We start from the raw sequence: 14,113 nt of genomic DNA, 5'->3' as shown, positions 1-14,113 counted from the left end.
GCGAGGCGTCCCGGGCGGAGGTGCGGGGTGCGGCGGGGGCGGAGACTCCGCGGGGGCACGCGTGCTACGCGCGGACGTAGCGGGTGAAGAGGAAGCCGTCCTCCTCCAGGACCGACCCCGGTGCGAAGCGGGCCGGGCCCGGGACCGCGGGGCCGTTCATGATGCGCGGCGCCCCGCCGCCGGTGAGCAGCGGCGCCACCGTCAGGCACAGCTCGTCGACGGCGCCGGCCGCGGCGAACTGCGCCAGCAGCCGCGGCCCGCCCTCGTGCAGCAGCCGCGGGAGGCCGCGCGCGGCCAGCTCGGCGACCGCGCGGAGCGGGTCCACGCCCGCGCCGTCACCAGCCGGATCCGCCGCGACGACCACCTCGGCGCCCGCCGCGCGGGCCGCGACCAGCCGCTCGCGCGGCGCCGCCGCCCCCGTCAGGACCAGCGTCGGGACGACGGGGTCGCGGAAGAGCGGGCTGCCGAAGTCCAGGTCGAGGCCGCGGGTGACCACCGCGATCGCCGGGGCCGCCGCCTGCCCGGCCGCCGCCCGCCGGGCGGCGAACTCCTTGCGCGCCCTGGCCGGCCGGTAGCCCTCGCGGCGCGCGGTCTCGGCGCCCACCACGACGACGTCGGCCAGTGCCCGCAGCACCCCGAAGATCCGCATGTCGGCCGGCGAGGACAGCGGCGCGGACTTGCCGTCGGCGACCGCGGCCCCGTCGAGCGAGCCGACCATGTTCGCCCGCAGCCATGCGCGTCCGCCGGCCACCGAGGCGGGATAGGCGTAGACCTCCGCGAGGCCGTCAAGGGTGTCGAGGCCGGGCCCGGCGGACGCGCCCGGCGTGCCCGCGGGCTCCGCGTCCGCCGCCCCGGCGGGTGGGTACAGGCGCCGCATACCCGCGATCCTCCCACGTCCCGCAGTGGCGCGCGCCACGGTGCCCCGGGACGTGGACGTCCACCGGAGGGACTACGCTGGACAGTCGTGACAGCCGTACCGTCGTACGAATCCGCCCTGCTCAGCCCGGTCGCGCTGAGCGGCCGCACGCCGCATGTCGAGACAGGGCGGCTGGTGGCCGACATGGTCCCGCCGCCGCGATTCGACGGAGTCCGCTTCGAGACGTACGTCGCCGACCCCGGGCAGCCCAGCCAGGCGGCCGCCGTCGCCAGGCTCCGCGACTTCGCCCGGCAGGACGCCCCGCAGACCCGCCGCCGCTGGTTCCGCGGCCCGGCGCCCGCCCCGGCGGCCGGCGGGGTGTACCTGGACGGCGGCTACGGCGTCGGCAAGACGCACCTGCTGGCCTCGCTGTGGCACGCCACCCCCGCGCCGCGCGAGCGCAAGGCCTTCGGCACCTTCGTGGAGCTGACGAACCTGGTCGGCGCGCTCGGCTTCCAGCCCGCCGTGACGGCGCTCAGGGACCACCGGCTGCTGTGCATCGACGAGTTCGAGCTCGACGACCCCGGCGACACGGTGCTGGTCTCCACGCTGCTCGGCAGGCTCGCGGAGGCGGGCGTACGGCTCGCCGCGACGTCCAACACGCTGCCGGGGCGGCTCGGCGAGGGGCGCTTCGCCGCCGCCGACTTCATGCGCGAGATACAGGGCCTGTCCGCACGCTTCACCAGCATCAGGATCGACGGTGAGGACTACCGGCACCGCGGCCTGCCGCAGGCGCCCGAGCCGTTCGCCGACGAGCAGGTGGTGCGCGCCGCGCTGCGCACCCCCGGCGCGGCCCTCGACGACTTCGCGGAGCTGTCCGCGCACCTGGCCACCGTCCACCCCAGCCGCTACGGGGCGCTGTGCGACGGCGTGACGGCGGTCTTCCTGCGCGGGGTCACCGAGGTCACCGACCAGGCGGCCGCGCTGCGGCTGGTGGTGCTCGCCGACCGGCTCTACGACCGCGAGATCCCGGTCATGGCCTCCGGGGTGCCCTTCGACCGGCTCTTCTCGGCGGAGCTGCTGTCCGGGGGCTACCGCAAGAAGTACTTCCGGGCCGTCTCCCGGCTCACCGCGCTGGCCCGTGACGCGGCCCGCGCCGAGCGTGCGGACGGCGTCACGGCGGACTGACCTCGCCGCAGCGCTGGCGGCGGGCGGCGGCCCGGCGCACGATCGGTGCATGGCCAGGCAGACCAGCCGTGCGACGGCCCCCGACCTGCGGTCCCTGCTGCGGGTGCCGCCCGGCCCCGTGCACCTCGCCGCCCGCGGCACCCGGGACACCCCGGGCGCCCCGGCGGGCGGCAAGAAGGGCGCGCGGGCCGAGACCGAGCGCGTCCGGGCACTGCTCGCCCGGTGGCAGGAGCGGCTCTTCGCGCAGAGCACCGCGGGCGACCCGCGCTGCCTGCTGCTCGTCCTCCAGGGCATGGACACCTCCGGCAAGGGCGGCACCGTCAAGCACGTCGTCTCCGGCCTGAACCCGGCGGGCGTCCGTGTCACCGCCTTCAAGGCGCCGACCCCCGAGGAACGGCGGCACACCTTCCTGTGGCGCGTCCGGCGCGCGGTGCCCGGCCCCGGCGAGATCGGCGTCTTCGACCGCTCGCACTACGAGGACGTGCTGGCCGCCCGGGTCCGCGGGCTCGTCCCGCGCGCCACCTGGGCCCGGCGCTACGCCGTCATCAACCGCTTCGAGCAGTCGCTCGCCGACGACGGCGTCACCGTGCTGAAGGTCTTCCTGCACATCGGTTTCGACGAGCAGCGCAGGCGGCTGCTGGCCCGGCTCGACGACCCGGCCAGGCACTGGAAGTTCACCCCGGGCGACATCGCCGACCGAGCGCTGTGGCCCGCGTACCAGGAGGCGTACGAGGCGGCGCTGGAGCGCTGCGCCACCGCAACCGCGCCCTGGTACCTCGTGCCCGCCGACCGCAAGTGGTACCGCAACTGGGCGGTGGCCCAGCTCCTCCTGGAGCACCTGGAGCTGATGGACCCGCACCACCCGCCCGCCGCCTACGACGTCCCGGCGGCGCGCAGGGCGCTGCTGCGCACCTAGGCTCAGCCCGAGCAGGCGGTGCGCTGGGCCTCCTGCCACTCGCACACCGGGCAGTACGTGGCACCCCGGGTGCTCGCGGGGTGCTCGGTCGGCTCGCCGCACAGCACGCAGTCCGCGCGCGGCCCGGCCGCCTCGTCGTCCTGCGGTGCTTCCACGGGCTGCTCCTGGGGCTCGGTCACCCCTCCACGGTAGCGTCCGCCGTCCGCAGCACCGCCGCGCCCCGGGCGGGCAGCTGCACCGCGGGGCCCGGCAGCAGCTTGCACGCGGGGCGGGACAGCACGACCTCGCAGGGGGCGTTGAGCGGCACGCGCGCGGGCGCGTCGGAGAAGTTGGCGAGGATACGGAAGGGGCCGCGCGCGACCCGCAGCGTACGGCCGCCCGCGGTCGCCGTGACGGCGTCCAGCTGCGGGTCGGTGAGGGCCGGCTCGGAACGGCGCAGCGCGATCAGCGCGCGGTACCACTCCAGCAGTTCGCGGTGCCCGGCCTTCTCCGGCTCCGCCCAGTCCAGGCACGAGCGGTCGCGGGTGGCCGGGTCCTGCGGGTCGGGCACGTCCTGCTCGGCCCAGCCGTGCGCGGCGAACTCACGGCGCCTGCCCGCGGTGATGGCCGCGCCCAGCTCGGCGTCGTGGTGGTCGGTGAAGAACTGCCACGGGGTGCTCGCGCCCCACTCCTCGCCCATGAAGAGCATCGGGGTGAAGGGCGAGGTCAGCACCAGCATCGCGGCGACGCCGAGCGCCTGCGGCGTCAGCCGGTCACCGGTCGCGCGGTTGCCGACCTGGTCGTGCGTCTGCGCGTAGCCGAGCAGCCGGTGCCCCGGCAGCGTCGTCGGGTCGATCGGGCGGCCGTGGCGGCGGCCGCGGAAGGAGGAGTAGGTGCCGTCGTGGAAGAAGCCGTGCGTCAGCGTCCTGGCCACCGCGGCGGGGCCCATGGCGGCGAAGTCGGCGTAGTAGCCCTGGGCCTCGCCCGTCACCGCGGTGTGCAGGGCGTGGTGGAAGTCGTCGTTCCACTGCGCGTGCAGGCCCAGACCGCCGGCCTCGCGGGGGGCGGTGGTGCGCGGGTCGTTCAGGTCCGATTCGGCGATCAGGAAGAGCGGGCGGCCGACCGCCGCCGACAGCCCGTCGACCGCGGTCGACAGCTCCTCCAGGAAGTGCAGCGCGCGGGTGTCGACGAGCGCGTGCACGGCGTCCAGCCGCAGCCCGTCGAGGCGGTAGTCGCGCAGCCAGGCCAGGGCGCTGCCGATGAGGAAGGCCCGTACCTCGTCCGAGCCGGGTGCGTCCAGGTTCACCGCGTCGCCCCACGGCGTGTGGTGGCGGTCGGTGAAGTACGGGCCGAAGGCGGGCAGGTAGTTGCCGGACGGCCCGAGGTGGTTGTGCACGACGTCCAGGACGACACCGAGGCCGTGCCGGTGCGCCGCGTCGACAAAGCGCTTCATCGCCTCGGGCCCGCCGTACGGCTCGTGCACCGACCACAGCGACACGCCCTCGTAGCCCCAGCCGTTGGTGCCGGGGAAGGAGCACACCGGCATCAGCTGGACGTGCGTGACGCCGAGCCGGGCCAGGTGCGGCAGCCGTTCGGCTGCCGCGTCGAAGGTGCCCTCGGGCGTGAAGGTGCCGACGTGCAGCTCGTAGAGCACCGCGCCGGGCAGGCCCCGCCCCGGCCAGGGCGCCGACCAGGCGAAGGCGTCGTGGTCCACGACCGCGCTCGGCCCGTCGGGCCCGTCCGGCTGCCGCCGCGACCGCGGGTCGGGCAGGGGCGGCCCGCCGTCCAGGACGTAGGCGTAGCGGGTGCCCGCCGGCGCCGGCACCTCGGCCCGCCACCAGCCCTCCCGCGCCGGGTCGGGGCCCAGCCGGTGCGCGCGCCCGCCGGCCACCACGTCCACCCGCTGTGCCTGGGGCGCCCACACTTCGAACAGCACGCACATCTCCCGTCCGCCGGCGACAGTCGCCTCCCGCGCAGGATGCATGCCCGCGGGCGGGGCCGGATAGACGCGATTCACCCCCCTCCCGGCCGGGCGCAGGAGGTCAGGCCGTCCGGTGCAGGGCGCGGCCGGCCAGGGACAGGAAGACCTCGCCGACCGCCTCGGAGAGGGTCGGGTGCGGGTGGACGTGGGCGGCGACGTCCGCGGGCTCGGCCTCCCAGCCCACGATCAGCTGGCTCTCGGCGATCATCTCCGAGACGTGCGGTCCCACGAGGTGGACACCGAGGACGGGCCCGCCCGCGGCAGCCACCACCTTCACGCTGCCGCCCTGCCCGTGCACCATGCCCTTGGCCACCGCGGTCAGCGGCATCGTGCCCACCACCACGTCGTGGCCCGCGTCGGCGGCCTGCTGCTCGGTCAGGCCGACCGAGGCCGTCTGCGGGCTGGAGTACGTCACGCGCGGCACCGCCGCGTAGTCCACCGGCCGCGGGCTCCGCCCGGCCAGCACCTCGGCCACCAGCAGGCCCTCCGCGAAGGACGCGTGCGCCAGGCCCGGCGAGGGCGGCGGCAGCAGGTCGCCCACGACGTGGACGCCGGGCACCGCCGTCTCCAGCCGCGCCCAGTCCGCCGGGGCCACGAAGCCGTGCGCGTCGGTGGCCAGGCCCGCCTCCGCCAGCCCGAGCCCGTCGGTGACGGGCTCGCGGCCCACCGCCACCAGCAGCCGCTCCACGTCGTGGACACGCGTCCCGCCGCGCGCGTCCCGCACCGTGACCCGCACCCCGTTCGCGTACGGCTCCGCGCCCGTCATCCGCGCACCGGTGAGGATCTCCACACCGCGCCTGCGCAGGCCGCGGCCGAGCTGCCGCGACACCTCGGTGTCCTCCAGCGGCAGCAGCCGCCCGGCCGCCTCGACCAGCACCACCCGGGCGCCCATCGAACGGTGCAGCGACGCGTACTCGACGCCGATCGCGCCGCCGCCCAGCACCGCCACGGACTCCGGCAGGCCCGGCGCGAAGAGGGCGTCGTCGCTGGTGACGATCCGCCGCCCGTCCGGGACCAGGCCGGGCAGCAGCCGCGGGCGCGACCCCGTCGCCAGGACGATGCCGCGCCGCGCGGTGTACGTCCGCCCCTCCGCGGCCACCGTCCGCGGCCCCGTCAGCGAGGCCTGCGCGCGCAGCACGCGCACCCCGGCCTGCGCGAGGTGCCCCTCCACGCCGCGGTGGTTGCGGGCCACGATGTCGTCGCGGGTCGCGGTGAGCGCGGGCCAGTCCACCGCGTCGAGCGTCGCCTCGACGCCCCACCGCTCGCGCGCCTCCGCGATGCCGTCGACCAGCTCCGCCGCGTGCAGCATCGCCTTGCTGGGGATGCAGCCGCGGTGCAGGCAGGTGCCGCCGACCAGGTCCCGCTCGGCCAGCACCACGTCCAGACCGAGGTTCGCCGCGCGCAGGGCCGTGCTGTAGCCGCCCGTGCCGCCGCCGATCACGATGACGTCCGCCGTGGTGGGGGCGGCGCCGGGGATGTGCTCGCTCGTCATGCCGCCAGTCTCCGGCGGCCGCACACCATGAGTCCAAGACATAATCGGCGCGAAGTCCATGCAGGATGTTTATGAGGAGGCCCCGGTGAGCCTGCGCCAGATGGAGTACTTCGTCACCGTCGTCGACGCCGACTCCTTCACCCGCGCGGCGGAACAGCTGCACGTCACGCAGCCCGCGCTGTCGCACCAGATCAGGGCGCTCGAACGGCACGTCGGCGGGCCGCTGCTGGAGCGCCTGCCGCGCGGGGTGCGGCTCACGGCGATGGGCCGCGCCTTCCTGCCGCACGCCGAACTCGCCGTGCGCAGCGCCGCGCAGGCGCAGCGGGCCGCACGTGCCGCCGCCGGGGCGGAGGGCGGAGAGATCCACGTCGCCGCGGTCCACTCGGTCGCCGCGGGCCTGCTCGCGCCCGCCTTCGCCCGCTGGCGCCGCGCCCACCCGGGCGTCCGGCTCGTGCTGCGCGAGTACGCGCGGGACGAGGACCTCGACGACGCGATGGAGCGGGGCGTCGCGGACCTCGCCGTCGGCCACGGCGGGGACGGCGCCGCCGCACGCGCGGTGATCGGCGAGGAGGAGGTGGTCGTCGTGCTCCCGCCGGGCGACCCGCTCGCCGGCGGCGGACCCGTGCCGCTCGCGGCGCTGGCCGGGCGGGACTGGGTCCGCTGCGCGATGGAGCCCGTCGTGGGCGGGCGGCCCTTCATCGACCTGGCCTGCGAACGCGCGGGGTTCGTACCGCGGGGCGCGGTGCGCACGGAGCACACGACGACCGCGGTCGCCATGGCCGCGGCCGGGGCGGGCGTCGCGGCGGTGCCCTCCTACGCGGTCCCGCCGGGCACCCCCGCGGTGCCCCTCACCCCGCCCTGGCGCCGCCCCCTCCACGCGTGGGGCCGCACCGCCTTCCCGGCCCCGGTGGCCGGGCTCGTCTCCCAGCTCGCCGGCGGGACCACCGCGGCACCGTGACGCCGCGGGCCGTGCGGCGGGGCAGCGCCCGCGGCCTTCCGCCGGTGGCGGGCCGGCCGCCCGGACCAGCGCAGTCGGCACCCGGGGCGCAGGGGCCCGCCGGGCGCGCGGGTCAGGGGCGGACACCCCGCGGGGGAGCCGACCAGCTCGCCAGGAGGGCGAGGCGGTCGGCGGAGGGGGAGCCGGGCGGGGCGGTGTACGCCACGAGCGTCCGGCTCGGCTCGCCGGGCAGCGCGAGGGTCTCGTAGGACAGGCGGAGCTCCCCGGCCACGGGGTGGTTGATCCGCTTGACCCCGTACGTCTTCTCGCGCACGAGGTGGTCGGCCCACAGCCGGCGGAAGGCCTCGCTCCCGAGCGACAGCTCGCCGACGAGCGCGGTGAGGGCCGCGTCGTCGGGGTGGCGGCCGGCGCCCAGGCGCAGGTAGGAGACGGTGTCGGCGGCGACCGCGGCCCAGTCCGGGAAGAGCTCGGGGGCCTGCGGGTCGAGGAAGACCAGCCGCGGCATGTTCCGCCGCAGCGGCTCCGCGGCGAAGCCGTGCAGCGCGTCGCCGAGGGCGTTCCACGCCAGGACGTTCATGCGGTGGTCCAGCACCATGGCGGGGCAGTCCGCCATCCGGTCGAGCAGCAGCTGCACCCCGGGCCGGACCCCGCCGTGCGCGGGGGCGGGCGCCGGGGCCGTGCCGTGCGCCGGGCGGGCCAGCGCCAGCAGGTGCGCGTGCTCCGTGGCGTCGAGCCGCAGGACGCGGGCGACCGCGTCCAGGACCGCGTCCGACACGTTCTTGCCGCGCCCCTGTTCGAGCCGTATGTAGTAGTCGACGCTCACCCCGGCGAGCTGCGCGACCTCCTCGCGGCGCAGCCCCGGCACGCGCCGCCGCCCGTACGGCGGCAGTCCGACGTCCTCGGGCTGGATGGCGGCCCGCCTGGACCGGAGGAACTCCCCGAGCGTGTTGTCCATGACCGAACCATAGGGGGTGCCCCCCGGACGCGTCCCCGCGGCCGATCCTGGTACTGCCGGACCCAGGCACAGCTCAACCCTGGGTGTCCCGTGCGGCTCCCCGCACAGTGGATCCGTCAGCAGGACCGGCACCCGGCGCACGGGTCACTTTCGGGGAGTCACTTCACATGAGCACCTTCGGTTTCGAACGCCTCACCGGCCGCACCGCCGTCGTCACCGGCGCCGCCAGCGGGATGGGGGAGGCCACCGCGCGGCGGCTCGCCGCGCACGGCGTGCGGGTCGCGCTGCTGGCGCGGCGCGCCGAGCGGCTCGACGCCCTCGCCGGGAGGATCGCGGCGGAGGGCGGCCAGGCGCTGGCCGTGGCCGCCGACGTCACCGACGCGGCGTCGGTGCGGGCCGCGGCCGAGCGGGTGCGGGACGCCTACGGGCCGGCCGACCTGGTGGTGAACTCCGCCGGGGTCATGCTGCCGAACCCGGTGGACGCGGGCCGCACCGACGAGTGGGCGCGGATGATCGACACCAACCTGGGCGGCGCGCTGCACGTCATCGACGCCTTCCGCGCCGACCTGCTGGCCGCCGCGGCGCAGGGCCGTCCCGCCGACCTGGTCAACGTCTCCTCCATCGGCGCCCACGTGGTCTTCCCGAACTACGCCGTCTACGGAGCCACCAAGGCCGCGCTGACCCAGCTCTCGGCGTCGCTGCGCACCGAGTTCGGGCCGCGCGGGGTGCGGGTGAGCAACATCGAGCCGGGCCTGACCGACACCGAGCTGGGCAGCCACATCGACAACCCGGAGCTGTCGCAGGCGCTCGACGGCATGTTCCAGGCCTTCGGGCAGGCGCTCACGGCCGACGACGTCGCGGACCTGATCGCCTACACCACCAGCCGCCCGGGCCACGTCAACCTGCGGCAGCTCGTCGTCCTGCCGACCGCCCAGGCGTGACGGGCGCTCACTCGCGGGTGAGCAGCTCCACGGGGCAGTCCGCGAACAGCTTCGCGAGCGGCACCCGGCCGGTGAACACCGCCCCCGTCAGGCGGCTGCGCCAGCGGCCCGGCGGCAGCGGCAGCGCCGTCCCGCGCCAGCCGTGCGCCTCCTCCAGACGGCGCGACAGCCGGGTCACCGCGGTGAGCGCGCCGCCGCCGCGGACGAAGGCCACGCAGTGCCCGGCGGCCGGCCCGTCCGCGGCGAGCGGGTCGTACGCGGCCTGCGGGCCGTACCACTGCGGGTTGTCGCGGCGCAGCCGCAGCGCCACCGCGGTCAGGCGGAGCTTGGTCTCGTCGCTGCTCCGCGGCGGGCGGCCGTCCAGGAGCTCGGCGAGGGTGCCCTCGGTGCCGAACCGCAGGCCGTCGCCGGACAGCCCCGTCATCGGGGCCCGGTTGTCGGGGTCGACCAGCGTGTACACCGGGAATTCGGTGCCCTGGTAGATGTCCGGCACCCCGGGCATCGTCAGGTGCAGCAGTGCCGCGCCCAGCGTGTTGGCCTCGGCGTACGGGTGCAGCCGCCCGGCGAACTCGCCGATCTCGTAGACCTGCGGCCCGCAGGGGCCGTGCGCGGTGAAGTCGGTGACCGCCCGCTCGTAGGCGGCGTCCTGCTCGGTCCACGTGGTGTGCAGCCCCGCCTCGCGGACGGCCTTCAGCAGCGCGGGTCCCAGCCGGTCCGGGTGGCAGAAGCCGAGGCCGAGGCCCGTCTGGTAGGCGGTGTACTGCACCTGCCGGTCGGGCGCGGGCGGGCAGGACAGCTGTGCCTCGCGGGCGTCGCGCTCCTCCAGCCACGAGGCCCACGCCTCGGGCATCTCGGAGAGCACCGCGAGCCGCAGCCGCAGGTCGGCGCTGCGCTTGGTGTCGTGCGTGGACAGCACGGTGCCGGTCGCGGGCCGCTCGCGCAGCAGGCCGGCGCAGAAGGCGTGGAATTCCGCGGGCGTCGTCGCGGGGGCCGCGGGGTCGCGGCCGACCTCGCACAGCGGCAGCAGCGGGGTGTAGCGGTAGAAGGCGGTGTCCTCCACCGACTTGGCGTGCAGCGCGGAGGCGACCTGCGCGAAGCGCGCCGCGAAGTCCGCCGCGTCCGCGCCCTCGCCGCCCGGTGCCGGGCGGGCCAGCGCGAGGTCCCGGACGAAGTCCACCGCGCCGCCCAGGCCCGGCGCCGCCTCCGCGGCCTCGCGCGCCGCCCGCTCCAGCAGCGCGGTGTCCCGCGCGGACGCGGGGCCGCCGGGCGGCACGTACGGCCGGTAGACCGGCACCCGCACGAGCAGCTCGCGGATCGCGTCGTCCAGCACCTCGCGCCGGTACGGCGGCGCGCCGGGGACGGCCGCGCGGGCGCGCTCCGCGGCGCGGCGCAGCCGGCCGACCTCGGCGGCCAGGTCGTGGGTCACGACCCGGTGGGCCGCCCGCCGCGCGGTCGGTGCCCAGCGGCCGCCGCGGTCGTCGTCGGCACCGGTGAAGGAGCGGTGGAACTCCGCGAGCCGCTCGGCGCCCGCCGGGTCGGTGAACAGCCCGTCGATCCGGTCCAGCGCGTCGTAGCCGGTGGTCCCGGCGCAGGCCCAGTCCGCGGGCAGCGGCTCGTCACGCCGCAGGATCTTCTCCACCACCGTCCAGCGCCCGCCGCTCGCCTCGGCCAGCCGCCGCAGGTAGCCCGCCGGGTCCGCCAGGCCGTCGGGGTGGTCGACGCGCAGCCCGTCGACGACGTTCTCGCGCAGCAGCCGCAGCACGGTGGCGTGCGTCGCCGCGAAGACCTCGGGGCGCTCGACCCGCACCGCGATCAGGTCGGAGATGGTGAAGAAGCGGCGGTAGTTCAGCTGGGTGCGGGCGGTGCGCCAGTAGGCCAGCCGGTACCACTGGGCGTCCAGCAGCTCCGGCAGCGGCAGCTCCTCCGTGCCGGGGCGCAGCGGGAAGCGGTGCTCGTAGTAGGCCAGGACGGTGCCGCCCGCGGCCTTGTCCCGCACGAGGGACAGCTTGTCCGCCGCGTCGGGGAGCGGCTCGCCCAGCACCGGCAGCAGCAGCCGGCCGCCGAGCGCGGCCCAGTCGATGTCGAACCAGTCCGCGTACGGCGACTGCGGGCCGTCCCGCAGCACCGCCCACAGCGGGCGGTTCAGGTGCTCGGGGGCCGGGACGGCCATGTGGTTCGGGACGATGTCGAGGACGAGCCCGAGGCCGTGCTCGCGGGCCGTGCGGGACAGCTCCCGCAGGCCCTGCTCACCGCCCAGCTCCGCGCGTACCCGGGTGTGGTCCACGACGTCGTAGCCGTGCCCGGAGCCCGGTACCGCCTCCAGCACCGGCGACAGGTGCAGGTGGCTGACGCCGAGCGCCGCGAGGTAGGGGACGGCCTGGGCGGCCTGCGCGAACGTGAAGCCGGGCTGCACCTGGAGGCGGTACGTGGCGCTCGGCGGCGGCGCCGCGGTGTCGGTCATGCTCACCCTTCTACCCGTGATCCGCCCGTCCTGCCCCTTGAGCACCGCTCCGGCTGCCGCCCGCGCTCCGGGCCGCCCCGTGCCGTGGTGGTCGCACTCCCGGGCCCCGGTCCCGCGGCCGGCGGCGGCCGCGGGACGGTCCCCGGACGCCCGGGTCCCGGCAGGCGCGGGTCAGTCCGCCGGGCGCTGCAGGACGACGAGGCTGCGGTCCGCGAGCAGGATGCGGTCGCCCGCGGCGACGCGTTCGCCCGTGCCGGGCGGGACGCCGTCGGGCCGCTCGGTGTCGACGATGAGCTGCCACTCCTTGCCGTGGTGGGCGGGCACGACGAATTCCTGGGCACGGGGCGCCGCGTTGAACATCAGCAGGAAGGAGTCGTCGGTCACCCGTTCGCCACGCGGACCCGGCTCGGAGATCGCGTTGCCGTTGAGGAAGACCACCAGCGAGCGGGCGTGCGCGGCCTGCCATTCGCGCTGGGTCATCTGGGTGCCCTCCGCGGTGAACCACGCGATGTCGGACAGCTCGTCGTGGGTGCCCTCCACGGGGCGCCCGTGGAAGAAGCGGCGGCGGCGGAAGACGGCGTGGTCGCGCCGCAGCCACACCATCCGGCGGACGAACTCGTGCATGCGGTGCGCCTCGTCGGCGCCGTCGTCGGTACCCGCCTTGCCGGGCCACGCGATCCAGGCCAGCTCGTTGTCCTGGCAGTACGCGTTGTTGTTGCCGCGCTGGGTGCGGCCGAACTCGTCGCCGTGGGAGAGCATCGGCACGCCCTGCGAGAGCATGAGCGTCGCGACGAAGTTGCGCATCTGGCGCTGCCGCAGGGCGTTGATCCGGCGGTCGTCGGTGGGCCCCTCGGCGCCGCAGTTCCAGGAGCGGTTGAAGCTCTCGCCGTCGCTGTTGTTCTCGCCGTTGGCCTCGTTGTGCTTCTCGTCGTACGAGACCAGGTCGCGCAGCGTGAAGCCGTCGTGGCAGGTGACGAAGTTGATGGAGGCCAGCGGGCGGCGCCCGTCGTCCTGGTAGAGGTCGGAGGAGCCGGTGAGCCGGGAGGCGAACTCGGCGAGCGTGGCGCTCTCGCCGCGCCACAGGTCGCGCACGGTGTCGCGGAACTTGCCGTTCCACTCGGTCCACAGCGGCGGGAAGTTGCCGACCTGGTAGCCGCCCTCGCCGACGTCCCACGGCTCGGCGATCAGCTTGACCTGGGAGACCACCGGATCCTGCTGGACGAGGTCGAAGAACGACGACAGCCGGTCGACCTCGTGGAACTGCCGGGCCAGCGTCGCGGCCAGGTCGAAGCGGAAGCCGTCGACGTGCATCTCGGTGACCCAGTAGCGCAGCGAGTCCATGATCAGCTGGAGCACGTGCGGGCTGCGCATCAGCAGCGAGTTCCCGGTGCCGGTGGTGTCCATGTAGTAGCGCCGGTTGTCGGCGAGCCGGTAGTAGGAGGCGTTGTCCAGGCCGCGCAGCGACAGCGTGGGGCCGAGGTGGCTCCCCTCGGCTGTGTGGTTGTAGACCACGTCGAGGATGACCTCGATGCCCGCCCGGTGCAGGGCGCGCACCGCGGTCTTGAACTCCAGCACCTGCTGGCCGCGGTCGCCCAGCGAGCAGTACGCGTGGTGCGGCGCGAAGAACCCGATGGTGTTGTATCCCCAGTAGTTCGCGAGCCCCGCGTCGACCAGCCGGTGGTCCTGGATGAACTGGTGCACCGGCATCAGCTCCAGGGTCGTGACGCCGAGTTCCACCAGATGGCCGATCACGGCCGGGTGCGCGAGGGCCGCGTACGTGCCGCGGATCTCCTCCGGCAGGCCCGGGTGGGTCATCGTCAGGCCCTTGACGTGCGCCTCGTAGATGACCGTGCGGTGGTAGTCGATGCGCGGCGCCCGGTCGTCGGCCCAGTCGAAGTACGGGTTCACCACGACCGACGACATGGTGTGCGGCGCGGAGTCCAGGTCGTTGCGCGAGTCGGGCTGGCCGAAGCGGTAGCCGTACACCGCCTCGTCCCAGTCGATCTCGCCGCTCATCGCCTTGGCGTACGGGTCGAGCAGCAGCTTCGCGGAGTTGCAGCGGTCGCCGCGGGCCGGCTCGTACGGGCCGTGCACCCGGAAGCCGTACCGCTGGCCCGGCATCACCCCGGGGAGGTACGCGTGCCGGACGAAGGCGTCCGCCTCGCGCAGCTCCACGGCGGTCTCCGAGCCGTCGTCGTGCAGCAGGCACAGCTCGATGCGCGAGGCGACCTCGGAGAAGACGGCGAAGTTGGTGCCCGCCCCGTCGAAGGTCGCTCCGAGAGGGTAGGACTGACCCGGCCAGACTTGCATGTCGAGACTCTTCCGTTCTGTCCGTTTTCCCGGCCGGGCGCGGATGCCCGGTCACCTGGTCCTCGTACCCCGCGGT

At 75.8% G+C, this 14,113-nt stretch carries 11 protein-coding genes; 4 read left to right on the top strand and 7 right to left on the bottom strand.

Features of this window, described 5'->3' with window-relative positions; all coding sequences use genetic code 11:
* Nucleotides 1-64: 64 nt before the first annotated feature.
* Nucleotides 65-877, bottom strand: coding sequence for a dihydrofolate reductase family protein (locus ACH4SE_RS24645; protein WP_398545629.1), 813 nt, complete (start codon nucleotides 875-877; stop codon nucleotides 65-67).
* Nucleotides 878-964: 87 nt separating this feature from the next.
* Here ACH4SE_RS24645 and zapE point away from each other — a divergent pair, with 87 nt between their 5' ends.
* Nucleotides 965-2,044 carry a cell division protein ZapE gene (zapE, locus tag ACH4SE_RS24640; RefSeq protein WP_398545628.1) on the top strand — a complete coding sequence of 360 codons (1,080 nt, stop codon included), beginning with the start codon at nucleotides 965-967 and terminating at the stop codon, nucleotides 2,042-2,044.
* A 49-nt stretch (nucleotides 2,045-2,093) separates the two neighbouring features.
* Nucleotides 2,094-2,960, top strand: coding sequence for a PPK2 family polyphosphate kinase (locus ACH4SE_RS24635; protein ID WP_398545627.1), 867 nt, complete (start codon nucleotides 2,094-2,096; stop codon nucleotides 2,958-2,960).
* A gap of 2 nt (nucleotides 2,961-2,962) precedes the next feature.
* Here the strand turns inward: ACH4SE_RS24635 and ACH4SE_RS24630 are convergent, their stop codons facing one another.
* From ACH4SE_RS24630 to lpdA, 3 genes are all read right to left on the bottom strand, one after another.
* On the bottom strand, nucleotides 2,963-3,139 hold the full coding sequence (locus ACH4SE_RS24630) for a hypothetical protein (protein WP_398545626.1): 177 nt from the start codon (nucleotides 3,137-3,139) through the stop codon (nucleotides 2,963-2,965).
* On the bottom strand, nucleotides 3,136-4,875 hold the full coding sequence (treZ, locus tag ACH4SE_RS24625) for a malto-oligosyltrehalose trehalohydrolase (protein WP_398545625.1): 1,740 nt from the start codon (nucleotides 4,873-4,875) through the stop codon (nucleotides 3,136-3,138). Before treZ ends, ACH4SE_RS24630 begins: the two co-directional genes overlap by 4 nt.
* A gap of 106 nt (nucleotides 4,876-4,981) precedes the next feature.
* Nucleotides 4,982-6,412 (bottom strand): dihydrolipoyl dehydrogenase, encoded by a 1,431-nt coding sequence (lpdA, locus tag ACH4SE_RS24620; protein ID WP_398545624.1) that lies wholly within the window; start codon nucleotides 6,410-6,412, stop codon nucleotides 4,982-4,984.
* Between the two features lie 58 nt (nucleotides 6,413-6,470).
* Between lpdA and ACH4SE_RS24615 the strand changes: the two genes are divergently transcribed.
* Nucleotides 6,471-7,370, top strand: coding sequence for a LysR family transcriptional regulator (locus ACH4SE_RS24615; protein WP_398545623.1), 900 nt, complete (start codon nucleotides 6,471-6,473; stop codon nucleotides 7,368-7,370).
* A gap of 112 nt (nucleotides 7,371-7,482) precedes the next feature.
* Here the strand turns inward: ACH4SE_RS24615 and ACH4SE_RS24610 are convergent, their stop codons facing one another.
* Nucleotides 7,483-8,325 carry a helix-turn-helix transcriptional regulator gene (locus tag ACH4SE_RS24610; protein ID WP_398545622.1) on the bottom strand — a complete coding sequence of 281 codons (843 nt, stop codon included), beginning with the start codon at nucleotides 8,323-8,325 and terminating at the stop codon, nucleotides 7,483-7,485.
* Between the two features lie 167 nt (nucleotides 8,326-8,492).
* Between ACH4SE_RS24610 and ACH4SE_RS24605 the strand changes: the two genes are divergently transcribed.
* Entirely contained in the window at nucleotides 8,493-9,266 is a 774-nt protein-coding gene (locus ACH4SE_RS24605; RefSeq protein WP_398545621.1) for an SDR family oxidoreductase, read from the top strand.
* A gap of 7 nt (nucleotides 9,267-9,273) precedes the next feature.
* On the opposite strand, the gene treY is transcribed toward ACH4SE_RS24605, so the two are convergent.
* Both treY and glgX read right to left on the bottom strand, forming a co-directional pair.
* Complete coding sequence (gene treY / locus ACH4SE_RS24600) at nucleotides 9,274-11,727, bottom strand: malto-oligosyltrehalose synthase (RefSeq protein ID WP_398545620.1); 2,454 nt, start codon at nucleotides 11,725-11,727, stop codon at nucleotides 9,274-9,276.
* A gap of 171 nt (nucleotides 11,728-11,898) precedes the next feature.
* Nucleotides 11,899-14,037, bottom strand: a complete 2,139-nt coding sequence (glgX, locus tag ACH4SE_RS24595) for a glycogen debranching protein GlgX (protein WP_398545619.1) — start codon at nucleotides 14,035-14,037, stop codon at nucleotides 11,899-11,901.
* Between the last annotated feature and the right edge of the window lie 76 nt (nucleotides 14,038-14,113).

Origin of the sequence: Streptomyces sp. NPDC020983 (assembly GCF_044333485.1) — a bacterium.
Taxonomy (GTDB): Bacteria; Actinomycetota; Actinomycetes; order Streptomycetales; family Streptomycetaceae; genus Actinacidiphila.
The sequence above is the reverse complement of the archived record's forward strand: the minus strand, read 5'-3'. Positions and strand labels throughout refer to the sequence as shown.